Origin of the sequence: Ornithinibacter aureus (assembly GCF_009858245.1) — a bacterium.
Classification (GTDB): Bacteria; Actinomycetota; Actinomycetes; order Actinomycetales; family Dermatophilaceae; genus Fodinibacter; species Fodinibacter aureus.
The window spans coordinates 822455-848305 of sequence record NZ_VMSB01000001.1 but is presented as its reverse complement, the minus strand read 5'-3'; the positions used below and the strand labels follow the sequence as shown (position 1 = coordinate 848305).

Annotated in this window: 30 protein-coding genes; 17 read left to right on the top strand and 13 right to left on the bottom strand. The window is 70.0% G+C overall.

Annotated elements, in window-relative coordinates; translation table 11 throughout:
* Positions 1–964: 964 nt before the first annotated feature.
* From C8E84_RS04100 to C8E84_RS04095, 3 genes are read left to right on the top strand one after another with little or no spacing between them, the layout of a single operon-like run.
* The gene (locus C8E84_RS04100) at positions 965–1756 is read left to right on the top strand and encodes a hypothetical protein (RefSeq protein WP_159899701.1); all 792 of its coding nucleotides are present in this window, start codon (positions 965–967) and stop codon (positions 1754–1756) included.
* 58 nt (positions 1757–1814) lie between these two features.
* A complete protein-coding gene (locus C8E84_RS18005) occupies positions 1815–2024 on the top strand; it encodes a hypothetical protein (protein ID WP_246197097.1) in 210 nt (69 codons plus the stop codon).
* Complete coding sequence (locus C8E84_RS04095) at positions 1997–2530, top strand: VIT1/CCC1 transporter family protein (protein ID WP_246197041.1); 534 nt, start codon at positions 1997–1999, stop codon at positions 2528–2530. Before C8E84_RS18005 ends, C8E84_RS04095 begins: the two co-directional genes overlap by 28 nt.
* Positions 2531–2568: 38 nt before the next feature.
* Here the strand turns inward: C8E84_RS04095 and C8E84_RS04090 are convergent, their stop codons facing one another.
* The 3 genes from C8E84_RS04090 to C8E84_RS04080 all read right to left on the bottom strand — a co-directional run bounded on the left by C8E84_RS04090 (position 2569) and on the right by C8E84_RS04080 (position 4133).
* Positions 2569–2901 (bottom strand): hypothetical protein, encoded by a 333-nt coding sequence (locus tag C8E84_RS04090; protein ID WP_159899699.1) that lies wholly within the window; start codon positions 2899–2901, stop codon positions 2569–2571.
* Between the two features lie 90 nt (positions 2902–2991).
* The gene (locus C8E84_RS04085) at positions 2992–3546 is read right to left on the bottom strand and encodes an ASCH domain-containing protein (RefSeq protein WP_159899697.1); all 555 of its coding nucleotides are present in this window, start codon (positions 3544–3546) and stop codon (positions 2992–2994) included.
* 2 nt (positions 3547–3548) lie between these two features.
* Positions 3549–4133: a DUF3043 domain-containing protein gene (locus C8E84_RS04080; protein ID WP_159899695.1), complete on the bottom strand. Its 585-nt coding sequence runs from the start codon at positions 4131–4133 to the stop codon at positions 3549–3551.
* Between the two features lie 130 nt (positions 4134–4263).
* Between C8E84_RS04080 and C8E84_RS04075 the strand changes: the two genes are divergently transcribed.
* The 4 genes from C8E84_RS04075 (at position 4264) to C8E84_RS04060 (ending at position 7596) form a co-directional block, all read left to right on the top strand.
* Positions 4264–5655: a dipeptidase gene (locus C8E84_RS04075; RefSeq protein ID WP_159899693.1), complete on the top strand. Its 1392-nt coding sequence runs from the start codon at positions 4264–4266 to the stop codon at positions 5653–5655.
* A complete protein-coding gene (locus C8E84_RS04070; protein ID WP_159899691.1) occupies positions 5652–6704 on the top strand; it encodes a glutathione S-transferase family protein in 1053 nt (350 codons plus the stop codon). The genes C8E84_RS04075 and C8E84_RS04070 overlap by 4 nt, the downstream gene beginning before the upstream one ends.
* Before the next feature lie 114 nt (positions 6705–6818).
* Positions 6819–7058 (top strand): hypothetical protein, encoded by a 240-nt coding sequence (locus C8E84_RS04065; protein WP_159899689.1) that lies wholly within the window; start codon positions 6819–6821, stop codon positions 7056–7058.
* Complete coding sequence (locus C8E84_RS04060; RefSeq protein WP_159899687.1) at positions 7051–7596, top strand: hypothetical protein; 546 nt, start codon at positions 7051–7053, stop codon at positions 7594–7596. The genes C8E84_RS04065 and C8E84_RS04060 overlap by 8 nt, the downstream gene beginning before the upstream one ends.
* Before the next feature lie 14 nt (positions 7597–7610).
* Here the strand turns inward: C8E84_RS04060 and nadA are convergent, their stop codons facing one another.
* Positions 7611–8804, bottom strand: coding sequence for a quinolinate synthase NadA (gene nadA, locus C8E84_RS04055; protein ID WP_159899685.1), 1194 nt, complete (start codon positions 8802–8804; stop codon positions 7611–7613).
* Positions 8805–8835: 31 nt separating this feature from the next.
* Between nadA and C8E84_RS04050 the strand changes: the two genes are divergently transcribed.
* The 4 genes from C8E84_RS04050 to aat all read left to right on the top strand — a co-directional run bounded on the left by C8E84_RS04050 (position 8836) and on the right by aat (position 12325).
* A complete protein-coding gene (locus C8E84_RS04050) occupies positions 8836–10002 on the top strand; it encodes a glycerate kinase (RefSeq protein WP_159899683.1) in 1167 nt (388 codons plus the stop codon).
* Between the two features lie 116 nt (positions 10003–10118).
* Positions 10119–10505, top strand: a complete 387-nt coding sequence (locus C8E84_RS04045; protein ID WP_246196763.1) for a HesB/IscA family protein — start codon at positions 10119–10121, stop codon at positions 10503–10505.
* A gap of 136 nt (positions 10506–10641) precedes the next feature.
* Positions 10642–11625: a carbohydrate kinase family protein gene (locus C8E84_RS04040; protein WP_159899681.1), complete on the top strand. Its 984-nt coding sequence runs from the start codon at positions 10642–10644 to the stop codon at positions 11623–11625.
* A 16-nt stretch (positions 11626–11641) separates the two neighbouring features.
* A complete protein-coding gene (gene aat, locus C8E84_RS04035) occupies positions 11642–12325 on the top strand; it encodes a leucyl/phenylalanyl-tRNA--protein transferase (protein ID WP_159899679.1) in 684 nt (227 codons plus the stop codon).
* On the opposite strand, the gene C8E84_RS04030 is transcribed toward aat, so the two are convergent.
* Together C8E84_RS04030 and C8E84_RS04025 are read right to left on the bottom strand one after the other, a co-directional pair.
* Positions 12304–12585 (bottom strand): sulfurtransferase TusA family protein, encoded by a 282-nt coding sequence (locus tag C8E84_RS04030; protein ID WP_211675390.1) that lies wholly within the window; start codon positions 12583–12585, stop codon positions 12304–12306. The two genes, aat and C8E84_RS04030, sit on opposite strands and share 22 nt — an antisense overlap.
* Complete coding sequence (locus C8E84_RS04025) at positions 12582–13751, bottom strand: cysteine desulfurase family protein (protein ID WP_159899677.1); 1170 nt, start codon at positions 13749–13751, stop codon at positions 12582–12584. The genes C8E84_RS04030 and C8E84_RS04025 overlap by 4 nt, the downstream gene beginning before the upstream one ends.
* A gap of 60 nt (positions 13752–13811) precedes the next feature.
* Between C8E84_RS04025 and ctaC the strand changes: the two genes are divergently transcribed.
* The 3 genes from ctaC to C8E84_RS04010 are packed head-to-tail and all read left to right on the top strand — an operon-like array spanning position 13812 to position 16929.
* Entirely contained in the window at positions 13812–14741 is a 930-nt protein-coding gene (ctaC, locus tag C8E84_RS04020) for an aa3-type cytochrome oxidase subunit II (RefSeq protein ID WP_425495946.1), read from the top strand.
* Positions 14742–14767: 26 nt separating this feature from the next.
* The gene (ctaD, locus tag C8E84_RS04015; RefSeq protein WP_159904461.1) at positions 14768–16510 is read left to right on the top strand and encodes an aa3-type cytochrome oxidase subunit I; all 1743 of its coding nucleotides are present in this window, start codon (positions 14768–14770) and stop codon (positions 16508–16510) included.
* A gap of 5 nt (positions 16511–16515) precedes the next feature.
* Positions 16516–16929 (top strand): cytochrome c oxidase subunit 4, encoded by a 414-nt coding sequence (locus tag C8E84_RS04010; protein WP_159899675.1) that lies wholly within the window; start codon positions 16516–16518, stop codon positions 16927–16929.
* 25 nt (positions 16930–16954) lie between these two features.
* On the opposite strand, the gene C8E84_RS04005 is transcribed toward C8E84_RS04010, so the two are convergent.
* The gene (locus tag C8E84_RS04005; protein WP_159899673.1) at positions 16955–17308 is read right to left on the bottom strand and encodes a metallopeptidase family protein; all 354 of its coding nucleotides are present in this window, start codon (positions 17306–17308) and stop codon (positions 16955–16957) included.
* A 1-nt stretch (position 17309) separates the two neighbouring features.
* Positions 17310–18761, bottom strand: coding sequence for a serine hydrolase domain-containing protein (locus tag C8E84_RS04000; protein ID WP_159899671.1), 1452 nt, complete (start codon positions 18759–18761; stop codon positions 17310–17312).
* Positions 18762–18809: 48 nt separating this feature from the next.
* Here C8E84_RS04000 and C8E84_RS03995 point away from each other — a divergent pair, with 48 nt between their 5' ends.
* The gene (locus C8E84_RS03995) at positions 18810–19091 is read left to right on the top strand and encodes a DUF167 domain-containing protein (RefSeq protein ID WP_159899669.1); all 282 of its coding nucleotides are present in this window, start codon (positions 18810–18812) and stop codon (positions 19089–19091) included.
* A gap of 113 nt (positions 19092–19204) precedes the next feature.
* Here C8E84_RS03995 and qcrB read toward each other — a convergent pair whose 3' ends face one another.
* The 4 genes from qcrB to ctaE are packed head-to-tail and all read right to left on the bottom strand — an operon-like array spanning position 19205 to position 23686.
* On the bottom strand, positions 19205–20938 hold the full coding sequence (gene qcrB / locus C8E84_RS03990) for a cytochrome bc1 complex cytochrome b subunit (protein WP_159899667.1): 1734 nt from the start codon (positions 20936–20938) through the stop codon (positions 19205–19207).
* Positions 20938–22089 (bottom strand): cytochrome bc1 complex Rieske iron-sulfur subunit, encoded by a 1152-nt coding sequence (gene qcrA / locus C8E84_RS03985; RefSeq protein WP_159899665.1) that lies wholly within the window; start codon positions 22087–22089, stop codon positions 20938–20940. Before qcrA ends, qcrB begins: the two co-directional genes overlap by 1 nt.
* 48 nt (positions 22090–22137) lie before the next feature.
* A complete protein-coding gene (gene qcrC, locus C8E84_RS03980) occupies positions 22138–22950 on the bottom strand; it encodes a cytochrome bc1 complex diheme cytochrome c subunit (protein ID WP_159899663.1) in 813 nt (270 codons plus the stop codon).
* A gap of 58 nt (positions 22951–23008) precedes the next feature.
* On the bottom strand, positions 23009–23686 hold the full coding sequence (ctaE, locus tag C8E84_RS03975; RefSeq protein ID WP_159899661.1) for an aa3-type cytochrome oxidase subunit III: 678 nt from the start codon (positions 23684–23686) through the stop codon (positions 23009–23011).
* 153 nt (positions 23687–23839) lie between these two features.
* Between ctaE and C8E84_RS03970 the strand changes: the two genes are divergently transcribed.
* Positions 23840–24289, top strand: coding sequence for a response regulator transcription factor (locus tag C8E84_RS03970; RefSeq protein ID WP_211675388.1), 450 nt, complete (start codon positions 23840–23842; stop codon positions 24287–24289).
* A gap of 5 nt (positions 24290–24294) precedes the next feature.
* Positions 24295–25359: an anthranilate phosphoribosyltransferase gene (trpD, locus tag C8E84_RS03965; protein ID WP_159899659.1), complete on the top strand. Its 1065-nt coding sequence runs from the start codon at positions 24295–24297 to the stop codon at positions 25357–25359.
* 39 nt (positions 25360–25398) lie between these two features.
* On the opposite strand, the gene C8E84_RS03960 is transcribed toward trpD, so the two are convergent.
* The gene (locus C8E84_RS03960; RefSeq protein WP_159899657.1) at positions 25399–25680 is read right to left on the bottom strand and encodes an Lrp/AsnC family transcriptional regulator; all 282 of its coding nucleotides are present in this window, start codon (positions 25678–25680) and stop codon (positions 25399–25401) included.
* Positions 25681–25851 lie beyond the last annotated feature (171 nt).

Below are 25851 nucleotides of genomic sequence, written 5' to 3'. Positions count from 1 at the left end.
GGACGTATCCCGGTCGGCCAGTCGAGGAGTCGCAACACGCACACGGAATCGCGCGATCCCGCGCATGTCTTGACTCCTCGACTACCGCCGAGATCTCGGATTCTGAGGTCCCCCCCCCGTCCGGATTTGCCGCGGATGGCGCTCACCAAGGACGGTTGTGCCGATCACTGCTGGATCCCGAGTTGGGCTCGGATCTGATCAACTGTGGATGGTGTAGCGGGGTCATGTCGAGCTCGCGGTACGGGCTCAGGGACAGGTCCTCGAGCCAGCCGGCGACACCGATGGTGTGCTCGACCTTGGTCCCACGTACAGTCCAGGACCCCAAGCATCGGGAGGAGCGTCAGGTCGACGTGGGAGCCAGGGGCGGCCTGGACGCGGAACTCCTCGAGTGTTGAGCCGAGGTCATGAACCGCGGTCAAGTCGGTGATCCCGCGGTCGAGGATGTTGAGCCGGCGCAACGGGAGCTCGCGGACGAACTCAATGTCGCTGCCCACGAAGCCCCGGGCGTAGTTGGCGACGAGCCCGTCCGCGCCTGAGTTCTAGAACGCCTGTCGCATTGCGGGTGACCACCCGCCGTGTAGATCGAAGTCGGCACGCCCCTGGCCCGTCATGGGTTATGGCGAACTGTGGCCTCATGCCTGCATCATCCACATCGCACACACAGAATCCATCCGGACATGCCGCAACCGGGGCGACACCAGCGGCGCGCGGCACGTGACGCTGGCCGGGAGCGTTGCGATTGTGCATCGGTTCCATCGGCTGATGACCTGTGGGCAGTCCGGGGGCACACGTCACCGTGGGAGGTGGTGGGATGTCAGGACGTAGCCAAAGCGCATCGGCACAACGCCACGGGCTGCGAGCTCGGTTGTGCGTGTGCCTGGCATCAGTGGCGGTGATCGCCTGGCTGTCGAGCGGGTGCGGGTCGGGAGCCCGCGCTTACGAGCCCGCGGCTGGCGGGCCGATCGTGAGCACTTTCACGGTGCCCACGTACGCCTGGGACAAGGGAGCCGGTGCGGACGCCTCGGTCAGCGGCACGCTGTGGTTCACCGCCGAGGGGTGCACCCTCATGAGCAACGGTGAGGGTGCGGACCGGGTCACCGAGGCGGTGTTCTTTCCCAACGCCACCGGCGTGACCTATGGCGACGGTGTGCGGGCCGTCGTGGATGCGGAGGGAAGGGTGTTCGCCGTCGAAGGACAGGACTTCGCCTATGGCGGCGGGTTCGGGGTACCAGCGGCGTCTGACCTCCGGAAGCAGTGGCTGGACCAGTGCCCCGGCACCGAGGTGCGTGAGGGAGCGGTCATCAACGACGAGCCGGCATCGCCCCCATCAACGATCTCGCCGCCGCTGCCGGCACAGCCGGGCCCGACCGCGCCCAGCACCGCCGCAGAGCTCGGCTACTTCCCGGTGCCGACCTACCAGTGGCAGCCGGACGGTGGCGGCCCTGACTTCGTCACCGGAACGGTGACCTTCGCCGACGGCCGCTGCCCCGTCATGACCACATCACAGGGCGACGACGTGCAGCACATCGGCCTGGTCTTCCCGAACGCTGAGGGATTCCGACACGCTCAACACGCCCCCAGGCCGGTGATCTACTCGACCTTGCCCAGTGGCAACGGCGGCTTGATGGTCGAGGACGAGCAGCTCACCGGGTTCCACGGCAGGACCGGCTCATCGAACGACAGCGCGTGGGCCGCCCTGTGCACCACGGTGCCGGTTGACTCGGTCTTCTCCGTCCAGGACTTCCCCAACCGGTGATCCACGACATCGCGGCACCCGTCGACGGCCGCAGCGCATTGGCTCAACGCTGCCGCGCATGGATGCCGGAACGCACCCTGGAGCGGACGTGGCCGCCGACGGACTGTGGCGCCGCATCCTCGCCCGGGTGAGGGAGGCGTCATGGGCCCTCGACGCCAACGACGGGATCATCGGCATCGCCGGCATCCTCCAGGGCTTCGCGAGTGCCGGGGCCGGCGACCGCCTCCTCATCTTCGCCGCATCGCCGGCACCCTGGCCGGTGCGCTGAGCGCCGGTGGCACGAAGTGGGCGGAGGTCGCTGCCCAGCGCGAGACCGAGCTCGCCATCGCGAACCAGGTGGCCCTGGAGCTCGCGACCGACCCGGCGGGGGAGCGGGCCGAGCTCGTGGAGTACTGGGAGGGGCGCGGTCTGACCCTGGTCCTCGCTGGCGAGGTCGCCGATCAGCTCATGGAGCGTGACGCCCTCGGCGCTCAACTCGACGCCGAGTTCGGTCTCGAGGAGGTGACGTCCCGCACGGCACCCCTGCTCGCCGGGCTCCAGACGACGATCGCGTTCACCATCGGTGCGCTGGTTCCGCTGCTCATCACGTGGTTCGTGCCGCTCGCGATCGAGACCACCCTCATCGTCGTCGCGGTCGTGGTGTCACTGTGTCTGACCTCGCTCGTCGCTGCTGGCGTGGGTCGCCTGTCAGCCCTACACATGATGATCCGCAGTCTCACCGTCGGTCTGGGGACGATGGGCGCGAGCTACCTGGCGGGCGCGGTTTTCTTCTGACCCGTGACGCCCGGTCGCGGCCATGCCCCAGGGTGAGATCAGAGCAGTCCCATGGCAAAGAGCGCGAACCACACGGCGAGCACGATCACGGTGCCAGCCGCGATGCTCGCCACCCGACGTCCGGAGGACGTGACAGCCGGGCCTGTCGTCGATGATCCGGATGCCGCGTGCGCGGCTGACGTCGTCAGCAAACCGAAAAGGGCACCCGCGGCCACACCCACGATCAAGATCGGCAGGCCGAGGTACACCAGCGGGTCAGAGAACTCGTAGAAGTCCCCTTCCAGGGCTCGAGGCAGCCAGAGCAATGCCGCCACGAGCAGCGCCCCGACGCCCAGACCGACCAGCGCACCCCGTCCCGGTTGCCCCCTCATGGCGTGAGTGTGCTCCCGCCTGCGCGACGCCGCAACAGCAGCGCGAAGCCAGCACCACCGGCCGAGGTCAGGCGGTGCCGGCGAGCCGGTTCAGTCGTTGCCGGCGACCGCGGTGTGGCCATACAAGACGGTGAACCGCTGGAGGACCACCGGCATGTCGGGCTGGAACCCGCGGTCGTGTGCCGCGTGGTCGGTGAAGAACCGTTCGTGCACCTGCCGCCACGAGGCCAGCGAGCGGTCGCCCTCACCCTCGAGGAACGCGTGCTCGGCACTGACCTCGTCAAACGGCACGACCTCGACCTCGGTGGTCGAGATCAGGACGTGGGGGACACCTCGACCGTCGGTGACGATGGCGAGTGACCCCGGCGCCGGCAGGTCCTCACCCTCGGCCTCGTAGTCCCAAAAGGCACCGGCGGTCGCTGTCTTGTCGCCGGAGATGACCAGGGCGAGCAGGGAATCCGCCTCCTCCGGGGTGGCGCCGAACGCCCAGGCCGGCGGCGGCAGCAGGCCCTCGGGACGCTCACCCGTGTAGTAGCCGGTGGGGTTGAGCTTGGCGCGCATGCTGGCGACCTGCCAGAACGACTGGATCATCCGGGAATCACCGGCGTTGTCCTCGGCGGCGGCCCCGACCTCGGGAGCGTCCATGACTACGCGGGGTACTGTCCGCGCTTGACCAGCGCCCGCGGCATCCGCGAACGGCGCAGCTGGAAGGCGCGCATCGCGGCATACATGCCATTGCCCTTGGCCTTCGCGGCCTCCTCACCGAACTTCGCGGTGAGGCGCTTGCGCAACCCGCGCCACATGAGCACCGTGTCAACGATCGCGGTGAGCAGGATCGCGTAGGTGAGGATCGTGACGAAGAAGAGGATCTCGTTCGTGCGCAGGAAGCTGAGCGCCAGCACGATGAGCATCAACGGCAGCATGAACTCGGCGAGGTTCCACCGGGCATCGATGTAGTCGCGGATGTAGCGGCGCACCGGGCCCTTGTCACGGGCCGGCAGCCCGGACTCATCACCCGTGAGCATCGCCTGGCGCGTCTTGTACATCTGCTCGTTGCGCTTGGCGCGGTCGAGCTTCTTGGCCTGCTTGCGGTCAGCGACGACGAGCGGCTGCCGACGTGCGGCCTCCTGGACCTTGCGCTTGGGCGTGGGCCGGTTCTTGGCCCCCTCGCGCGCGGGGTGGAGCGCCTCGTCGGTGAGCTGCTCGTTGGTCGTCTTGTTGCGTCCGAACACGCCACCACTGTAGGTGCAATGCGCCGGATGCCGTGCACGCGCCCGTGCGGGCGCCCCGCCTCGCGCGCTGGGTCGGGCCCCCCGTCGTCGCTGGTGAAGGTTGTCCGTCGCCGTCGGTATCGTCGCCGTCATGAGTGACGTGCTGACTGCCGACCAGATCCGGGACCTTCGCGATCGGGTGCACGCCCTGATGCCCGGGCTGCGTGCCGACCTCGAGGCGCTGACCCGCATCCCGAGCGTCAGCCTCGACGCGTTCGACCAGGCCCACGTGGAGGCGAGCGCCCAGGCCACGGCCGACCTGCTGCGCGCCGAGGGGCTCGAGGTCGAGATCGTCCGCGAGGGCGGACGGCCTGCGGTCATCGGCCACCTCGCCGGCCCGCCCAGGTCCCGCACGGTCATGCTCTACGCCCACCACGACGTGCAGCCCCCCGGCGACGACGCCCTCTGGGACAGCCCGCCGTTCGAGCCGAGCGAGCGGGACGGGCGGCTCTACGGGCGCGGCGCCGCCGACGACAAGGCCGGGGTGATGGCGCACGTCGCCGCCCTGCGCGCGCACGCCGGTGCCCTTCCGGTGGGCGTGACGGTGTTCGTCGAGGGTGAGGAGGAGATCGGCTCCGACTCGTTGCCGACGATCCTGGAGCGGCACGGAGAGCGGTTGCGGGCCGACGCGATCGTGCTGGCCGACTCCACGAACTGGGCCATCGGTGAACCGGCCCTCACGACGACGCTGCGCGGCATGATCCGGGTCGTCGTCACCGTGACCACGCTCGACCACGGCATCCACTCGGGGATGTTCGGGGGAGCGGTGCCTGACGCGATCACCGCCCTCGTACGGTTGCTCGCGAGCCTGCACGACGACGACGGGAACGTGGCTGTCGCGGGCCTGCGCTCCGGTGAGGCCGCTGACCTGCCCTTCGACGAGGCCCGCCTGCGTGAGGAGTCAGGGCTGCTCGACGGGGTGTCGACGATCGGGTCCGGCCCGCTGCTGTCGCGGATCTGGACCAAGCCGGCGATCACGACGATCGGCATCGACGCGCCCTCGGTCGCGACCTCGTCGAACACCCTCGTCCCGAGCGCCTCGGCGAAGATCTCCATGCGCATCGCCCCCGACGAGGACGACCTGGCGGCCTTCGAGCTGCTGCGCACCCACCTGCTCGACCACGCCCCGTGGGGTGCCCGGGTCGAGGTGACCCTCGATGACCGCGGTCTCGGGTTCGCCGCCGATGCCGACGGCCCGCTCTACGACCAGGCACGGGCGGCCTTCCAGGACGCGTGGGGCGTGGCCCCGGTCGACATCGGCGTCGGCGGGTCCATTCCGTTCGTGGCGGCCTTCGCGCAGCGCTTCCCGGATGCCGCGATCCTCGTGACCGGTGTCGAGGACCCGGACACCCGGGCCCATGGGGCGAACGAGTCGCTGCACCTCGAGGAGTTCGAGAAGGTCTGCGTCGCCGAGGCGGTGCTGCTCGCCCGGCTCGGTGCGCTTCCGGTGGGCGAGCAGTCACAGCGGGAGGGGTCGCAATGAGCGGGGGAACGTACGTCGAGCCGAGTTTCGAGCGCGACACGACCTACATCACCGACCGCATCACCGTCGACGGCGCGGGCGATGGGTCCGGTGACGGCCCGTGGCCCGTCGAGGCGGGGCGCTACCGGCTCGTCGTGGCACGGGCCTGTCCCTGGGCCAACCGGGCCATCATCGTGCGCCGGCTGCTCGGGTTGGAGGAGGCCATCTCCATGGGCATCTGCGGCCCAACGCACGACGCCGACTCCTGGACCTTCGACCTCGACCCCGGTGGGGTCGACCCAGTGCTGGGCATCCCGCGGATCAAGGACGCCTACGACAAGCGCTTCCCGGGGTACCCGCGGGGCATCACCGTCCCGGCGATCGTCGACGTCCCCACGGGGGTCGTCGTGACCAACGACTTCCCGCAGCTGACCCTCGACCTGTCGACCCAGTGGCGCGAGCACCACCGCGAGGGCGCCCCCGACCTCTACCCGCAGGCGCTGCGTTCCGAGATCGACGAGGTCAACCGGTGGGTCTACACCGAGGTGAACAACGGGGTGTACCGCTGCGGCTTCGCGGGCACCCAGTCCGCCTACGACGCCGCGTACGAGCGGCTGTTCACGGCGCTGGACCGCCTGGAGGCACGCCTACTGAACCAGCGCTACCTCGTCGGTGACACGATCACCGAGGCCGACGTCCGGCTGTTCACGACCCTGGCCCGCTTCGACGCGGTCTACCACGGGCACTTCAAGTGCAACCGGACCAAGCTCAACGAGATGCCGGTGCTGTGGGCCTACGCGCGCGACCTGTTCACCACCCCGGGATTCGGCGACACCACCGACTTCGTGCACATCAAGAGCCACTACTATGAGGTCCACCGCGACATCAATCCCACCGGGGTCGTCCCGGCCGGGCCGGACCTGTCGGGTTGGGCGCAGCCGCACGGTCGGGAAGCCCTCGGTGGGCGACCGTTCGGTGACGGCGCCCCACCCGGGCCGCCACCGGCCGGCGAGCGGGTGCCGACAGCGCACAACCCGCACGTCGGCGACGACGGACTCGTCCACACCTGACGGGGTCACGAGCCATCCAGGGGATCGCGCGACCGACCCACCCGGGCCACCGCTACCGGGTCCGGGTGTCAACAGTTTCTTGACAGCCGAGCGATGTCAAGGAAAGATTGACACATGACCTCGCGACCCGGCATACCCACCCTCGGCATGGGCCTCGTGCTCCTCGGTCTCCTCACCGGCTCCCTCAGCAGGGTGGTCGAGTCAGGGTTCTTCCACGGCGTCTTCCAAGGGATGACCATTGCCCTCATGGTGCTCGGTGCCTACGCGATCGGCCGAGGGGTGTGGGGCAGTCGCGGCGACGGTGTCGAGCAGCGCGGGGCGATGTGGCTGCCGAGCCGTGACCGTCGTGAGTGACACGATCGCCGACCGCGTCGGTCGGCTCATCCTCGACGACAGCGACCAGGAGAGCGTCGACCACCTCGAGCTCGTGGGGCGGGCCGCCGAGGCGCACGAGGCAACCCGCGACCTGCTCCACCAGTCGGTCGCGACGGCCCGCTCGGGCGGCCACAGCTGGGCGGCGATCGGAACGGTGCTCGGCCTGACCCGTCAGGCCGCGCAGCAACGCTTCGGCGGTGCCGTGGATACGCCGGGCACGGTCGACCAGCCCATGGGCGCCGACGGCCTGCCCGGGCCCGAGGTGCGGTGGCTGGGCCCGGTGACCGCCTTCGACGAGATGGCCGAGCTCGCCCTGGCCGGTCGCCGGGGGTGGCGAACGGTCGACGCGGGGATGCTCAAGCACAAGGTCGTGCGCACGCCGACGCAGTGGGAGCACCGACGCGTGGTGTGGACCCGACCGGCCTCGGCCCTCGAGCAGGACGGGTGGCACGTCGCCGTGCGAGCCTTCCCGTGGCTCTACCTCGTGCGGGACACCGGAATCCCTGCCGAGGACTGAACGGCACCGCCCGGTCAGTCCTTCGAGGTCTCGCCGGGCAGGGCGAGCATCTGGTCCAGCGCCACCCGCGCGTCGTGGGCGACCTGGTCGTCGACCCGGATGGTGTTGACGACGCGACCCTCGACGAGAGACTCCAGGGCCCACACGAGGTGCGGCAGGTCGATCCGGTTCATCGTCGAGCAGTAGCAGACGTTCTTCTCGAGGAAGGCGATCTGCTGCTCGGGGAACTGCGCAGCCAGTCGCTGCACGAGGTTGAGCTCGGTGCCGACTGCCCACGCCGTGCCGGCGGGTGCTGCCGCGATGGTCTTGATGATCTTCTCGGTCGAGCCAACCTCGTCGGCGAGCTCGACGACCTCGTTGCGGCACTCGGGGTGCACGATCACCTTGACGCCGGGGATCGTGCGGCGGGCGGCCTCCACGGCATCCACGGTGAACCTCCCGTGCACCGAGCAGTGACCACGCCAGAGGATCATCGTCGCGTCGCGAAGCTGCTCAGGGGTGAGCCCGCCCATGGGGCGGTGCGGATCCCAGACGACGCAGTCGTCCAGCGATCCGCCGAGGTCGCGGGCGTAGGTGTTGCGGCCCAGGTGCTGGTCGGGCAGGAACAGCACCTTCCCGCCGGCGCCGGCCTTCTCGAGCGCCCAGGTGAGAGCGGTCTTGGCGTTGGACGAGGTGCAGATCGTGCCGCCGTGGCGACCCGTGAACGCCTTGATCGCCGCGGAGGAGTTCATGTACGTCACCGGCACGGTCGCCTCGGCGACACCGGCCTCGACGAGCTCGTCCCAGCACTCCTCGACCTGGTCGATCGCGGCCATGTCAGCCATCGAGCACCCGGCGGCGAGGTCGGGCAGGATCACGGTCTGCGCGTCGGAGGTGAGGATGTCGGCCGACTCGGCCATGAAGTGCACGCCGCAGAACACGATCCACTCCGCGTCCGGGCGGGCCGCGGCCTCCTTGGCCAGCTTGAACGAGTCACCCGTGACGTCGGCGAACTCGATGACCTCGTCCCGCTGGTAGTGGTGACCGAGCACGAAGACCCGGTCCCCGAGGGCCGCCCTCGCCGCCCGGGCGCGCGCCACGAGGTCGGGGTCCGACGGGGCCGGGAGGTCGCCCGGGCACTCGACACCGCGTTCGCTCGCGAGGTCGCGGCCCGCGCCGAGCACGAGCAGGGGCAGTCGGGCGTGGGCAGGACCGGTCGTCGTCGTCACGAGGTCGATCGTAGGGCGATAACCTCGGCGCGTGCGCGTGTTGATCGCCCCCGACTCCTTCGGTTCGACCCTGGGCCCGGTCCAGGCAGCCACGGCCATGGCTGCCGGCTGGGCCGAGGGTGCGCCGCACGACGAGGTCGAGGTGCTGCCGCTCTCGGACGGTGGCCCGGGGTTCCTCGACGTCCTCATGCGGGCCCTCGGGGGCACCACCATCGCGACGACCGTGAGCGACCCGCTCGGCCGTGAGGTGCCCGCCGCGGTGCTGCTCGTCGAGCGTGACGAGAGGCGCACGGCATACGTCGAGGCGGCCCAGGCCAGCGGGCTGCACCTGCTCGGCGCCGACGAGCGCAACCCCTCCATCACCGGGACCTGGGGGGTCGGGCAGTTGCTGGAGGCGGCCTTGGCGACCGGGCCCGACAAGGTCGTCGTCGGGGTGGGCGGCAGCGGAACCCACGACGCCGGGGCGGGGATGCTCTGCGCGCTCGGTGCGGGACCGGCATCCGAACTCGCCCGCGGTGGCCGCCACCTCGCCACGGTGTCCGACGACGTCCTCCTCGGTCTGCCGGGCGTCATCGATCGGTGGCGCGGGGTCGACCTCGTCCTGGCGACCGACGACGACACGCCGCTGCTCGGCCTCCAGGGCACGAGCGCCGTCGACGCCCCGCGCAAGGGGGCGAGCCCGGAACAGGCGCAGGCCCTGGAGGCGGCCCTGGGCCGGTTCACCGAAGTGGTGGGTCGCTCACTGCCGACCCCCCAGGTAGACCTCCTGAGTGGGATGCCGTGGCGCCTGGACCGCGAGCCGGGCGCCGGTGCCGCTGGTGGTCTCGGGTACGCCCTGCTCGCCCTGGGTGCGCGGCGTGCCAGTGCCGTGGGGGAGGTGCTGCGGGAGTGCGGCTTCGGGGTGGCCGCGGCCCGCAGCGACCTGGTCGTGACCGGTGCCGGCCTCGTCGACTGGCGACAGGCCCGCGACTCGGTGGTCGCCGGGGTCGCCGCGGCGACGATGGAGACGGCCCGGCCGACCGTGCTCATCGCGGGGGAGTGCCTGCTCGGCCGGCGCGAGACGATGACCATGGGTTTCGCCGGCAGCTACGCCGTCGCGCAGACCCCCGCCGAGCTCGAGGCGATGGTCGCCGACCCCGTGGCCACCCTGGCGCGACGCACCGCGCGGGTGGCGAGCACCTGGTCTCCCGGCCGCTGATCGGCCGACCGCGACGTATCCTTGACGGGAGCCCGGGAACACCGGCGGCCCGAGGTGGGTTGACCACGGCGAACGGGCTTGCCCCACAGCCACCCCCAGCACGAGGAGTGCATTCCATGAGCGACCAGCTCCAGACCGCCGACGCGCCCACGGACGCCCCCGCCACGCAGGCTCCCGCCCACGGCGTCGTGCTCACCGGTGTCGCCGCCGACAAGGTCCAGTCCCTGCTCTCCCAGGAAGGGCGCGACGACCTGCGCCTGCGGGTCGGCGTGCAGCCCGGCGGCTGCTCGGGCCTGATCTACCAGCTCTACTTCGACGAGCGCACCCTCGACGGTGACCTCGTGCGCGACTTCGACGGTGTCGAGGTCGTCGTCGACCGGATGAGCGCCCCCTACCTCGAGGGCGCCACCATCGACTTCGCCGACACGATCGAGAAGCAGGGGTTCACCATCGACAACCCCAACGCGGGCAGCTCCTGCGCCTGCGGCGACAGCTTCAGCTGAGGTTCACGCAGCGCCCGCTCCGGGCACTGCGAGGAAGGGGCCCGTGCCACGGTACGGGCCCCTTCCTCGTGCTCAGCGCTGGTCCGTTGCCAGCCGGACCACGGATCGGAGGGGGACAGGGGGTAGGTTGCTCGTCGTGCAGATCGCCGTCGCCGGGTCCATTGCGACCGACCACCTGATGACCTTCAAGGGCAGCTTCTCCGACTCCCTCGTGCTCGAGCAGCTCGACAAGATCTCGGTGAGCTTCCTCGCGGAGACGCTCGAGATCCGTCGGGGAGGCATCGCGGGCAATATCTGCTTCGGCATGGCGGCACTGGGGGCGCGACCCATCATCGTCGGCGCGGCGGGCGAGGACTTCGCCGACTACCGCAGCTGGCTCTCCCGCCACGGCGTCATCACCGACCACGTCCACATCTCCGAGTCACGGCACACGGCGCGCTTCGTCTGCACGACCGATGACTCGATGGCGCAGATCGCCACGTTCTACGCCGGCGCGATGTCCGAGGCGCGGATGATCGAGCTCGGCCCGATCCACGAGCGGTGGGACCTCGACCTCGTGCTCATCGGTGCCGACGACCCCGAGGCCATGCTGCGCCACACCGAGGAGTGCCGCACGCGCGGCATCCGCTTCATCGCCGACCCGTCGCAGCAGCTCGCGTTCGCGGAAGGCCCCTTCATCCGCCAGCTCATCGACGGCGCGGACTACCTGTTCACCAACGAGTACGAGTCCTACCTCACCGAGACCAAGACCGGGTGGAGCCAGGACGAGATCGACAGCCGGGTCACGACCCGCGTCATCACGCGCGGCAAGGACGGCGCCGACATCCGCACCCGCGGCGAGGACCCCATCCATGTTCCCGTCGCCGGTGACGTCGAGCGGGTTGACCCCACGGGCGTCGGCGACGCCTTCCGCGCTGGCTTCCTCGTCGGGCTCGCCGGCGGCCTCGGGCACGAACGCTGCGCCCAGATGGGTTCGGTGCTGGCCGCACACGTCCTGGAGACCGTCGGCACGCAGGAGTACACGGTGACGCGCGAGGGTTTCCTCGCCCGGTTCGCCGCGGCCTACGGTGACGAGGCCATGGCCGAGATCACCCCGCTCGTGCGCACGATGCGGGGCTGACACCGACCACCCCGCCATGGTGTTCCCACCCATCGAGCCGCCGGCCACGCCGTGGCACCTCGACGACGCACAGCCCGACCCCGGCGACGACCTCGTCGCGGCAGGTGCCGACCTCGAACCCGGAACCCTGCTCGCGGCCTACCGGTTGGGGCTGTTCCCCATGGGGCTCGGACACCATGGCACCGGGGCCATCGGCTGGTGGTCACCCGACCCCAGAGGTGTCCTGCCGGCCGGGGCGCTGAAGGTCCGCCGGTCGCTGCGCAAGGCCATCGACCGCTTCGACGTGCGGGTCGACACCGCCTTCGACGAGGTGGTGGCCCACTGCGCCGACCCGTCCCGTGAGGGCCGGTGGATCACCGACGACATCGCCGCGGCCTACCGGCGGCTGCACGACCTCGGCTGGGCGCACAGCGTCGAGGCCTGGCAGGACGGAGTGCTCGTCGGCGGGCTCTACGGCGTCTCCATCGGCGGGCTGTTCGCGGGCGAGTCGATGTTCCACACGGTTCGCGACGCCTCGAAGGTGGCTCTCGTGGGGCTCGTGGAGCGCTTCCACCGCGACGGCGACCCGCGCCGCCTCGTCGACGTGCAGTGGGCCACCGAGCATCTGGGCAGGCTCGGCGCGCAGGAATGGTCGCGCGAGACCTACCTCGCCCGCCTCGCCGAGGCCCTGAACGCGCCTCAGGTCGACCTGTCGGCCTGACCACGCCCGGTTCGCGGCTCGCCGAGCACGACCCGGAACTCGGTCCAGTCCTCGTCCTCGGTCAGCGTGACGCTGTGGCCCTTCATCCGCGCCCACGCCGGGACGTCGGACCACGCCGCCGCGTCATCGGCGAGCAGCATCAGGGTCGCGCCCGCAGGCAGGCCCCGGCTGGCTCGGGCGAGGCGGATGACGGGGACCGGGCACCGGGTGCCCCGCGCGTCGACCACCGTCGCGCGGTCCGGCGGATCCGTGGGGCTCACAGGTCATCCGTCCCGAGCCGACGGCGGACGGCGGCCACGGCATCCGGCAGCTCCCGGCACAGCCGGGCGACATCGGCCTCACGGGTGGGGGAGACCGCCCGCAGGGGCAGGGTGATCCGCACGTTGCCGTGGGTGAGCACCCCCATCGCAGCGAGCACGTGGCTGGGGCGCAGGTCGCTGGAGGTGCACGCGGAGCCGGAGCCGACGACGAGGTCACGACGTGCGAGTTCCTCGAGGAGTACCTCACCGTCGACGTAGAGGGCACTGAACGTCACGACGTGGGGGAGCCGGTCCTCGGGATCGCCCACGACGGCGACGTCGGGGATGCGGGCCGCCACGTCGCGGACCCGGTCCACGAGGGCGCGAGCGGCACGTTCCTCGTCGGCGTGCTCCTGCTCGGTACTCACCCAGGCCTGGGCAGCGGTGAGGGCGAGGGGAACCCAGGGCGCGGCGAGGGCGCGACGGTGCTCGGCCTCACGGCGGGGCCCGGGCAGGCCCCAGCGCGTCCCGGTGCGCACGGCGAGCAGGCCGAGGGGTGGCCCGCCGAAGGTGGCGGCATCCGCGACGATCACCGACCCGGCATCCTCGGGGTGTGCTGCCGGGTCACGACCGAGGGATGCCGTCGCGTCGAGGAGCAGCGGGATGCCGGCTGTGCGGCACAACGCGTCCACGGCGGCGACCGGCTGGCGGGTGCCCACCTCACCGTTGGCGCTCTGGAGCACCGCGGCCGCGGGTGGGCCGTCGCCCGGGTTGTCGAGCGAGGCCGCGAAGGCTGACACGTCGACTCGACCCTCGTGGTCGACGGGCACTGGCTGGTCGGTTCCCGGTGACAACAGGACGACAGAGCGCTCCACGGCACTGGCGACCACGCGGGTGCCGACCCGTCGGCGGGCGTGTCGCAGCCCGTCCAGGCCCACCGTCAACGCCGTCTGGGCGTCGGGGTGGAGGGACAGCTCGTCGGGGCGGACACCCACGGCACCCGCCAGCACCTCCCGGGCCTGGTCGAGGGCAGCCCGGGCTCGTCGTCCCGGGGGGTGCAGGGCCGCAGGGTCGCCCCAGGCGAGGTCCACCGCGGCGTCGAGGGCGGCGCGGGCCGCCGGGTGGAGGGGGCCCCTCGAGGCGTCGAGGAGGCCGGTCGTGCCGAGATCGGTCCGCGTGGGCGCCACGCCTGCACGGTAGTCGAACCCTGCCTGACCGCGCGGGGGGTGGTGCAGTAGGGTTTGGCCTTGTCCGTCCACCTCCTCCAGACGAAGGGTGCAGCGGTGCGCCAGCACGTCCTTTCATCGCCCCGTCGGTTGCGTCGCCGAGTCGGCTCCGCGACCCTTATCGGCGCGCTGTCCGTCGCCGCCCTGACCGGGTGTGCCAGCGGCGAGTTGCGCGGCAACGCCTCCACCGGGTGGCTGCCGCCCGCCGTCACCGAGGGTGGCGAGGTCGTCACCAACCTGTGGATCGGCACCTGGATCGCCGGGCTCGCCGTGGGCGTGCTGGTCTGGGGGCTCATCGCCTGGTGTGTCGTGGCCTACCGCCGCCACAAGGACGACAACGAACTGCCCGTCCAGCTGCGGTACAACATCCCGATCGAGATCCTCTACACGGTGGTCCCGATCTTCATGGTCGTCGTGCTCTTCTACTACACCGCACGCGACGAGGCCACGCTGCTCGACACCTCCCAGGACCCCGACGTGACGGTCAACGTGGTGGGCAAGCAGTGGAGCTGGGACTTCAACTACCTCGAGGACGACGTCCACGAGGTCGGCGCGCAGGCCATCCTCACGGGTGAGCCCGGGGCCGAGGAGACCATCCCGACGCTGTACCTCCCGGTCGGTGAGCGGGTCGAGTTCGTGCTCACCTCGCGGGACGTCATCCACTCGTTCTGGGTGCCGGCGTTCCTCCAGAAGCTCGACATGATCCCCGGCCGCGTCAACCGCTTCCAGGTCGTACCCACCCAGGAAGGCACGTTCAAGGGCAAGTGCGCCGAGCTGTGCGGGGCCTACCACTCGAACATGCTGTTCAACGTGGCCGTGGTCTCCCGGGCCGAGTACGACAAGCACATCAACGACCTTCGGGCTGCGGGCCAGACCGGCATGCTCAACAACACGATCAGCCGCGGCGAACTGATGGACGGCCAGGACGCCGGCACCGACGGAGGTAACTGACCATGAGCGCCGCCACCGAATCAACGATGTACCGCACGGCGGGGGAGAAGACCACCACCCGCCGCCTCGCTCCCGGCTCGACCGTCGTCAAGTGGGTGACGACCACCGACCACAAGGTGATCGGCAACCTCTACTTCATCACCGCGTTCATCTGGTTCATCATCGGTGGCCTCATGGCCCTGGTGATCCGGGCCGAGCTCATGGCCCCGGGCCTGCAGGTCGTGGACAACCCCGACCAGTACAACCAGATGTTCACGATGCACGGCACGATCATGTTGCTGCTGTTCGCGACGCCCCTGTTCGCGGGCTTCGCCAACGCGCTGATGCCGCTGCAGATCGGCGCCCCTGACGTCGCCTTCCCGCGCCTGAACATGTTTGCCTACTGGCTCTACGTCTTCGGTGGCGCCATCGCGGCAGCGGGCTTCCTGACGCCCGGCGGTGCCGCGGCCTTCGGCTGGTTCGCGTACGCACCGCTGTCCGACGCGAGCTTCAGCCCCGGCCTCGGCGGCGACCTGTGGGTCTTCGGTCTGGCGCTCGGTGGCTTCGGCACCATCCTCGGTGCGGTCAACTTCATCACCACCATCCTGTGCATGCGCGCCCCCGGCATGACGATGTTCCGGATGCCGATCTTCACGTGGACGGTGCTCGTCACCTCCATCCTCGTGCTGCTCATCTTCCCGGCGTTTGCCGCAGCGCTGTTCGCGCTGGGCGCCGACCGGCGGTTCGGGGCGCACGTGTTCGACCCGGCCAACGGTGGCGCGCTGCTCTGGCAGCACATCTTCTGGTTCTTCGGGCACCCGGAGGTCTACGTCATCGCCTTGCCGTTCTTCGGGATCATCTCCGAGATCCTGCCGGTGTTCTCCCGCAAGCCGATCTTCGGTTACAAGACCCTCGTCTACGCCACCATCGCCATCGCGGCCCTGTCGGTCAGCGTGTGGGCGCACCACATGTACGTCACCGGACAAGTGCTGTTGCCATTCTTCGCGATCATGACGATGCTCATCGCGGTGCCAACAGGGGTGAAGTTCTTCAACTGGATCGGCACGATGTGGGGCGGCAAGCTCTCCTTCGACACCCCGATGCTGTGGTCGCTCGGCTTCCTCGTCACCTTCCTCTTCGGAGGCCTGACGGGCGTGATCCTGGCCAGCCCCGCGCTGGACTTCCAGCTCTCCGACAGCTACTTCGTCGTGGCCCACTTCCACTACGTCGTGTTCGGCACCGTCGTCTTCGCGATGTTCGCCGGCTTCTACTTCTGGTGGCCCAAGCTCACCGGCCGGATGCTCGACGAGCGCCTCGGCAAGATCCACTTCTGGCTGCTGTTCATCGGCTTCCACACCACGTTCCTCGTCCAGCACCTGCTCGGGATGCAGGGCATGCCCCGTCGCTACGCCGACTACATGCCCGAGGACGGCTTCACCCTGGGCAACCAGATCTCGACGGTCGGCTCGTTCGTCCTCGCCATCTCGATGCTGCCGTTCATGTACAACGTGTGGAAGACGTGGAAGACCGCGCCGCTGGTCGAGGTCGATGACCCGTGGGGCTACGGCGCCTCGCTGGAGTGGGCCACGTCCTGCCCGCCCCCGCGGCACAACTTCAACAGCATCCCGCGCATCCGCTCCGAGCGTCCCGCGTTCGACCTGAACCACCCTGAGGCTGCACCCGCCGGCGTGCACGACGCCGCGGTCGCCGACGACAACGTGCTGGTCTCTGCGCTGGGCCCGGCCGACCTCGGAGGCAACGCCTTCGCCGACGAGAAGAAGGAGGGCTGAGCCCCATGCTCGCGATGGAGCGCATCGGCGCCCTGCTCGGAGTCTTCGCCTTCCTCATGGCGACGATCTACGGCTTCTGGACGAACTCCACCGAACTCGGGATCGAGTGGGTCGGCGTCATCGGCCTGATCCTCGGTGGTCTGCTCGGCTTCATGATCACGTGGTACCTCGGGATGACCCGGCGCAAGCTCGAGGTCGACCCCTCCGACGACCCGCTGGGCGAGATCGACGAGATCCAGGGTGACTACGGCTTCTTCAGCCCGCACAGCTGGTGGCCGCTGTTCCTGGCTGCGGCCGCGGCCGTCTGCTTCCTCGGCTTGGCCGTCGGGTGGTGGGTCTTCATCATCGGCGCGTTCTTCGCGGTGCCTGCCCTCATCGGGTGGACCTTCGAGTACTGGAAGGGCGAGCACGCGCTCTGAGGCAGCGGCGCGTCGGGCTCGGTCGTCAGCCCCAGCCGAGGTCGTGCAAGGTCTCTTCCTCGATGCCGAAGTGGTGGGCGATCTCGTGAACCACGGTCACGGCGATCTCCTCGCGCAGTTCCTCGGCGTCCGCACACATCCTGGTCAGTGGGCCGCGGAACAGGGTGATCCGGTCCGGGAGTGACCCCTGACCCCACCACTCGCCGCGTTCGGTGAGGGGCGTGCCCTCGTAGATGCCCAGGAGATCGGGGTCGTCTGCCGAGGGCTCGTCCTCCACGAAGAAGGCGACGTTGTCGAGCATGGCCATCAGTTCGGCGGGGACGTCGTCGAGCGCCTCCTGCACGATGGCGTCGAACTGCTCGTCGGTCACGGGGTCCATGTCAGTCTCCATCCGGATCGCGCTGCCATGCCAGGCAGGGCCCGTGCAACGGGTACCCGCGCCACCGGGCCGAGACGACGCCGTCAGCGCAGCGCAGGTGCAGCGAGTGGGGCGTCTGTACGGCGATGACAGTGGCCTCGAAGACGCCGGTGGACACCCAGCCGCCGGCGGCGACGAACGGCACGCCAGCGGCATCCGGCCACCGCCCGTCACCGCAGGTGATCGTCAGTGGTTCGCCGTCCACGACGAGGAGCAGCCACCCGTCACCGTGAGGGCGCACCTCGACGCCCATGAGACGTGGATGCTCCGGAGTCGGCTCGTGGGTGAACACCCACGGGCCCGGACCGGAGGGTTCGCACGCCGACACGGGAGCAGGAAGCGCCGCAGCGTCCAGCGCCCGTGCGAGCTCGTTCACGGCCTCGGGGGCGGCTGTGCAGGGCGCCTCGGTGAGGGCCGGGATCAGTTCCTCCCAGACGGCGTCCAGGAGCGGCTGTGCATCGTCGGTGCAGGCCGTGATGGCGACGACGAGGTCGTGCCGTGGGTGGATGAGGCTGAACTGGCCGTAGGCCCCGTCTGCGCGAAAGCCGTCGTGGCGGGAGCGCCACATCTGGTAGCCGTAGCCATGCTGCCAGTCGGGTGTCCCCGGGTGGTGTCCGGTGTCGCTCAGCGCGCTGCTGGCAGTGCCCACCCACCCGCTCGGGAGGAGTCGGCTGCCCTGCCACATGCCGTCGTCGAGGAGCAGCAGGCCGAGCCGGGCCACGGCGTCCGTCGTGGTGTGCAGGCCGCTGAATCCGAGGTCGCGTCCCGCGGTGTTGCGCCAGCTCGCCGAGGGGATGCCGAGGGGCTCGAGCAGGCGGGGTCGCAGGTAGCGCAGGAGCCGCTGCCCGGTGCGGCGCTGCACCGCCAGGGCCAGCATGAGGCTCGCACCGTTGTGGTAGACGAACCAGGACCCCGGCTCGTGCTGCGGCTCTGCCGCGAGGAACAGGGCTGCGGCGCCGTCAGCGGACCCCAGGAGCCCCGCCACGCTGTCCAAGGTGTCCTCGTGGTGCCCCGTCGACATCCGCAGGCAGTGTTCGACGGTGATCATCGACGCCCGGGGGCCGGCACTGGCTGCCGCCTCGGGAAAGACGTCAACGAGCCTCTCGCTGCGCCCGAGCAGTCCCTCGTCCTCGGCCAGCGCCACGGCGAGGGCCAGGAAGGTCTTGCTGACCGAGTAGAGCAGCTGGCGGTGCTCCGGCTGGTAGGGCGCCCACCAGCCCTGCGTGACGACGTGGCCATGTCGGACGATCACCACGCTGTGCGGTTCACAGTCGCTGGCCTCCCAGCGGCGCAGCATCGCCAGGATCGCCGCCGACGGAATGCCCTGACTCTCGGGTGTGCCGCCGGGTAGGGGTGCCCTTCGGGCTGGGGACGCGCCACTGGGGTTGACTGTGGTCGGCTCACCCTGGCTCACCTGCTCAGCCTATGTCGCGGCCCGGCTGCCTCGGTCAGGAGTGGCACGATGAGGGCTGTGCGCATCACCGTGAGAGTACGGCCGGGGGCCTCACGCACGCGCGTGGGAGGCCGGTGGGGCGACGGGGAGGTGCTCGGGGTGTCCGTGGGTGCTCTGGCGGTGGACGGGGCCGCCACGGCGGCCGTGTGCGCAGCCGTGGCTGATGCGTTCGCCGTGCGCCCTCGGGAGGTCAGCCCGGTGTCGGGGGAGCGGTCACGGACCAAGGTGCTCGAGGGCGACGTCGATGCCGACGCGGGGCGCCGCACCCTCGAGGAGTTGCTGTCCCGCTAGCGGAGCCCGAAGGGAGCCCTGCTCAGGGTCCGAACGCGCCGGTATGCGAACGGGGCGCACCCTCAGCCATGGTCGGCTGGCGGTGCGCCCCGTGTCGGGACCCGGTGGTCAGGTCAGTGGCGACCGACCTGTACGGGCTCGGACTCGTCGGTGGACGGAGCTGCCTCGATGGCCTCGTGCTCCTCACCGTGGTGGTGAGCGGCGGCGAGTTCCGCGGGGGTGACGGGGTTGACGGCATCCGCGAAGTAGAACCTCGAGAGGGCCACCTTGGCCCTGGCAAACCGACTGGTCTTGCGGGCCACTCCGTGCTCGTCGACCTCGGTCTCGAGCTCGAGGGGAGCCACGGGGTCGTGCTGCACCAGGATCCACTGGTCGGCGGTGAGCTCGGTGTCGTGACGCTCGAAGAACTTGCCGTCCGGGGTGCGGATGATGGTGCCCGTCTCCCGGCCGTGCAGGACGGTGTCGCGGTCACGGCGCTGCAGCGACAGGCAGATGCGCTTGGTGACCCAGAACATCAGCGGCGGCAGGACGAACAGGCCGATGCGGAAGAACCAGGTGATGTCGTTGATCGACATGCCGAGCTTGATCGCCATGATGTCGTTGCCTGCAGCGAACATGAACACCGAGTAGGCCGTGATGCCCGCCATGCCGATGCCGGTGCGCACGGGGTTGTTGCGCGGGCGATCGAGCAGGTGGTGCTCACGGTCGTCCTTGGTGACCCAGCGTTCGACGAACGGGTAGATGCCGAGCACCGTGTAGACGAGCGGCAGCAGCACCAAGGCACCGAGCGCGATGTTCAGCGACAGGGTGTAGCCCCAGAACTCGAACTCCAGCCATCCCGGCAGGAGCCGCAGCGCACCATCGGCGAAGCCCATGTACCAGTCGGGCTGGGAGCCCGCGGTGACGGGGGAGGGGTCGTACGGACCGTAGGCCCAGACCGGGTTGATCTGCACCAGTGCCGAGATCATGGCCAGGACACCGAAGACGATGAAGAAGAAGCCACCGGCCTTCGCCGCGTACACCGGCATGACCGGGAAGCCGACGACGTTCTCGTTCGTGCGGCCCGGGCCCGGGTACTGGGTGTGCTTCTGAACGAAGACCAGACCGATGTGCGCCGTGAACAGCCCGATCAGGATCGCAGGCAGCAGGAGGATGTGCACGCTGTACAGCCGCGGGATGATCATCTCGCCGGGGAACGGGCCGCCGAAGATGCCGTACACGAGGTAGGTGCCGATCACCGGGGCGGTCTGCACGAACCCGGCCATGGCCCGGATGCCGGTACCCGAGAGCAGGTCGTCGGGGAGGGAGTAGCCGGCGAAGCCCTCGACGATTGCCAGCAGCGCCAGGACGGTGCCGATGACCCAGTTGATCTCGCGCGGCTTGCGGAAGGCCCCGGTGAAGAAGACCCGGAACATGTGCACCGTGAGGGCGACGATGAACATCAGCGCGGCCCAGTGGTGGATCTGGCGGATGATCAGGCCGCCCTTGATGTCGAACGAGATGTTGAGTGTCGAGGCGTAGGCCTCCGACATCCCGACACCGCGAAGCGGCACGAAGGAGCCGTCGTAGACCGTGTGACCAGCGCTCGGCACGAACCAGAAGGTGAGGAACGCACCGGTGATCAGGCAGATGATCATCGAGTACATCGCGATCTCACCGAGCATGAACGACCAGTGGTCGGGGAAGACCTTCTTCATGAGGTAGCCGACCGGCTTGGCGGCCCCGGTGCGGTCGTCGACCCAGCCGGCGATGCCACCGACGCGACGGGCGGCTCCGGAGGGAGCGGCCTCGACGGGGGTGTCCCCCTCGCGCAGGGCGTCGGCGGGTCGGGCGGTGGTGGTGCTCATCAGCCACGCTCCCAGAAACTCGGGCCGACCGCTTCGGCGAACGGTGCGGCGGAGACGAGGTAGCCCTCGTCGTCAACGGTGATCTTCAGTTGTGGCAGCGGCCGCTTGGCGGGGCCGAAGATGACCTTGCAGTCCTGCGTCACGTCGAAGGTCGACTGGTGGCACGGGCACAGCAGGTGGTGGGTCTGCTGCTCGTACAACCCGACGGGGCAGCCGACGTGCGTGCAGATCTTGGAGTAGGCGACGATTCCCTGGTGGCCCCAGTCGCGCTGCTTCTGGCTCTGGATGAGGTCCTCGTCGAGACGGATGAGGATGACGGCGGCCTTGGCCTTCTCCTCCAGGACGTGCTTCTCGAGGTACTCAGCCTCCGGGTCGTCCGGGTTGGGGAGCAGGCCCTCGGGCATGATGTGGAACACGGAGCCGATGGTGACGTCCTCGGCCTTGACCGGCGTGCCCTCTGGGTCGCGCATGAGGCGCAGGGGACGGAACTCGGGGTCCTCACCCGGGCCGCTGGGGCCACCGTTCCAGAAAGTCAGCGACAGGCTCTTCTGCGGCATCGGGCCGAGGCTGCCGGCCACCTGGAGCACGAGCGGCACGGCGAACAGGCCGAGCGCGCCACCCATCGTGTACTTGATGAGGGGGCGACGGGTGATCTGCGACTGCTCGCCACCTTCGGCGAGCACCTTCACGACCCGCTCGCGGGACTCGTCGGACGCGCGCATCGGGTGGCGCTCCTCGACGACCTCCTCGTCAGGCATGAGCGTCTTGGCCCAGTGCACGGCACCGAACCCGATGCCGAGCATGCCGAGGGCCATCGTGGTGCCGAGCGCGAGGTTGGAGGCGTTGGTGACGCCGATTCCCGGGACGAAGACCGTCTGGTCGAGGTCGATCGCGAAGTACAGGACGATGAACGCCAGCGTGCCGAGGATGGACAGGCCGAACAGCGTCGCCACCTGCTTCTCCGCACGACGGGCCGCTGCCTCGTCGAGGTCAGCCGCTCGCGCGACGTGGGCGGGCAGCCCGGGGTTGGTGAAGCGCTCGGGGATGCCACCCGTGCCGATGATGTGGCCCTCATCAAGCCTCACGGCCGTGCTGGAGGTGGGTTCGTGCTCCACCTCAGCACCGGGCTGGTGGTTTTCCTGCTCGTTCATCGGGGTACCGATCTTCTGTTCGACGGGCGGGTAGGGAAACGACTGGGGCTAGGCCGACTTGGAGCCGAGCCAGACGGCACAGGCCACGAAGATGCCCAGACCGAAGACCCAGGCGAACAGGCCCTCGGAGACCGGACCCAGCGAGCCCAGCGTGAGGCCACCCTGCTTGGGCTGCTCCTCGATGGTGTTGAGGAACGCGATGATGTCGCGCTTGGCCTCGGGGGAGAGGTTGGCGTCGTTGAACACCGGCATGCTCTGGGGGCCGGTGGTCATGGCCAGGTAGATGTGCTCGTCGCTCGTACCGGTGAGGGCCGGGGCGTACTTGCCGCGGGTCAGGGCACCGCCGGCACCCGCGAAGTTGTGGCACATGGCGCAGTTCACGCGGAACAGCTCGCCACCCTTGGCCGGGTCACCCTTGGTGGGGTCGACCGCCTCGGCGCTCGGCCGCTCGGGACCCGGGGACAGCGAGGCGATGTAGGCGCCGATGGCGTCGATCTGCTCCTGCTCGAACTTGACCTCACCCTTCGGGGGCGCCTGCACCATCGGCCCGGCGAGCGGCATCCTGCCCGTGCCCATCTGGAACTCGACGGCGCCTGCGCCGACGCCGGCGAGCGAGGGGCCGGCGACCTTGTCGCCATTGCCGGTGGCCCGGCCCTCGGCGTTCAGGCCGTGACAGGAGGCGCAGTTGGCCTGGAACAGCGCCTTGCCCTCCTCCACGGTCTGCGCCGGTAGCGCCTTCGTGGTCGCGTCAGCCGGCTTGGGCGCGAACGCCGCGTACACGGCGCCCGTGAGGAACAGGCCCAGGATGATCAGGACGGCGATCGCGGCTGGGTGGCGGCGGCGGGCTGCCAGTGAGTTCACGGGTGCGTTCCTGTCGTCGTCTGCGGGGTCGTGGTCGTGGGGTGCGTCATCGTGGGGGTCACTTCAGGACGTAGATCATGATGAACAGGGCGATCCACACGACGTCGACGAAGTGCCAGTAGTACGACGTGACGACCGCGCCGGTGGCCTGCGCGTGCGTGTAGCGACGGGTGGTGAAGGTGCGCCCGATGATGAGCAGGAACGCGATGAGGCCGCCGGTGACGTGCATGCCGTGGAAGCCGGTCGCGAGGTAGAAGACCGAGCCGTAGGCGTCGGAGGACAGGGTGACGTTCTCGGCGACGAGGTGGGCGTACTCGTAGACCTGACCGGCGATGAAGATCGCGCCGAAGATGTAGGTCAGGACGTACCACTCGCGCATGCCCCACGCGGAGACCTTCGTCAGAGGCGTGCCGACCGGGCGTGCGACGACACCCTTCTCGGCCTGCAGCACACCGAGCTGGCACCACACCGAGGAGATGACGAGGATGATCGTGTTGGCGAGGGCGAACGGGATGTTCAGGATCGCCGTGTTCTCCGCCCACATCTGCGGCTCGTGGCCACGGATGGTGAAGTAGAACGCGAACAGCGCCGCGAAGAACATCAACTCGCTCGACAACCACACCATGGTGCCGACAGCGACCAGGTTCGGTCGGGTCGCTGGCCCTTGGCCGGGGATCGAGGGCACGGGCCCCGCGGGCCTGGTCTGGGAAGCTGTCTGAGTCGCCACGGACGCCATTATGGCCGGAAGTTCTCTCGCGTGCTGCCGGGACCCCCCGAAACGCTCGACAAGTCCTCGAAAGTTTCCGCTGAACGGCAGGCTCGACGAGGTGTTCGGGCCACCACGCAGCCCTTCCCGGCGGGTCGCTGTCGCCACCGGTACGATGCGCGCATGACCTCATCGCACGGCACCGACACCTCGGCCCAGGCCCCGGAGTCCGCCGGCATCCACCGGGTGTCGGTCCTCCTCTACAGCGACGACGTGACCACGCGGGACGCCGTGCGTGCCGCCGCCGGCCGCCGCCCCGCCCGCGACGTCGAGATCGTCCGGTGGCACGAGTGCGCGACCGCCGAGGCCGTCGTCGAGGCGATGGATGCCGGTGGGTACGACGTCGTGATCCTCGACGGTGAGGCGTCCCCCCTCGGCGGGCTCGGCCTGTGTCGTCAGCTGAAGAACGAGATCTTCGAGTGCCCGCCGATCCTCGTGCTCACCGGGCGCCCGCAGGACGGGTGGCTGGCCGGGTGGTCGCTCGCCGACGAGTCCGTGTCACACCCGCTCGACCCGATCGTCGTCTCCGAGGCCGTGGCGGCCCTGGCGCGAACCCGGGTCGCGGTCGGCTGAGCGGCGTGACCCTTACCGATCCGGCCAGGACCACCTGGCCGGACCTGTTGACCGCCCTCCTGCGCCGCGAGGACCTCAGCACCGAGCAGGCCGGCTGGGCGATGGCCGAGATCATGTCGGGCGAGGCCAGCCCGGTCCAGGTCGCGGGGTTCCTCGTCGCGCTGCGTGCCAAGGGTGAGACCGTCGCCGAGCTGCGCGGCATCGCGGACGTCATGCTCGAGCACGCGAACCGGATCGACATCCCCGGCCCGAGCATCGACATCGTCGGCACCGGTGGGGACCGCATGCACTCGGTCAACATCTCGACGATGGCCTCGATCGTCGTCGCGGCGACCGGCCTGCGGGTCGTGAAGCACGGAAACCGGGCGGCGTCCTCGAGTTCGGGCTCCGCCGACGTGCTCGAGGCGCTCGGCGTGTCGCTGACGTTGGCCCCCGAGCAGGTGGCGGCCGTGGCGCACGAGGCCGGCATCACGTTCTGCTTCGCCAACGCCTTCCACCCGTCGATGCGCCACGCCGCGGTCGCCCGCCGGGACCTCGGGGTCGGCACGGCATTCAACGCGCTGGGCCCGCTCACCAACCCCGGCCAGCCGACGTACGCCGCCGTGGGTGTCGCCGATGCCCGGATCGCTCCGCTCATCGCTGGGGTGTTCGCGGGCCGTGGCCGGGCCGCGGCGGTCTTTCGAGGTGACGACGGCCTGGACGAGCTGACGCTCGCGACGACGTCGACCGTGTGGTGGGTGCGCGACGGCGACGTCACCGAGCTCAGCCTCGACCCGAGTGACTTCGGTCTGGAGCGCAGCCCGGTCGAGGCCCTGCGCGGGGGAGATGCCGCGCACAACGCCCAGGTGGTGCGTGACCTGCTGGCCGGGGAGGTCGGTCCGGTGCGCGACGCGGTGGTGCTCAATGCCGGTATGGCGCTCGCCACGGCATCCGGTCTTGGCGGCGACGTGTCGTCCGCCGCGCTGACCAGGGCAGTCGACGAGGGGATGCGCAGCGCCCGCGCAGCCATCGACGACGGGGCCGCCGCACGGCTGCTGGAGCGCTGGGTCAGCGCAACTGCTGCCGCCTGAACGGGTCATCCGGGCCGCGTTCGGTCGGTGCTCGAGGGCTCAGTTCTCGAGGCCGAGGCTGAAGGCCGCCTCGAGGTCGTGCGAGGAGTAGGTGCGGAACGCGATGTGCGTGTTCGTACCCGTGACGCCGGTGACCTTGTTGAGCCGGTCGGCGATCGTGTCGGCGAGGTCCTCGTGGCGGCGCACCCGCACCATGGCGATGAGGTCGGCGTCGCCGGCCACCGAGTAGACCTCGGTGACGCCGTCGAGGTCGGCGATCTCCTGCGCGACCTCGGGGATGCGGTCGACGTCGGCGGTGATGAGGACGATGGCGGTGATCACGACGTCAGCGTAGCCGGGGCGGTCACGAGGGATCGGATGCCGTGCCGAGCGTGCGTCGGATGCCGCGCCGTGGGTTCCTTGGACGTCCGGCGGACGGTTGGCCGGATGCCGGTGCGGGGGTTCGCCTGCAGTGCCGTGGTTCGCCGGATGCCTTCGGAGGTTGCCGGCGAG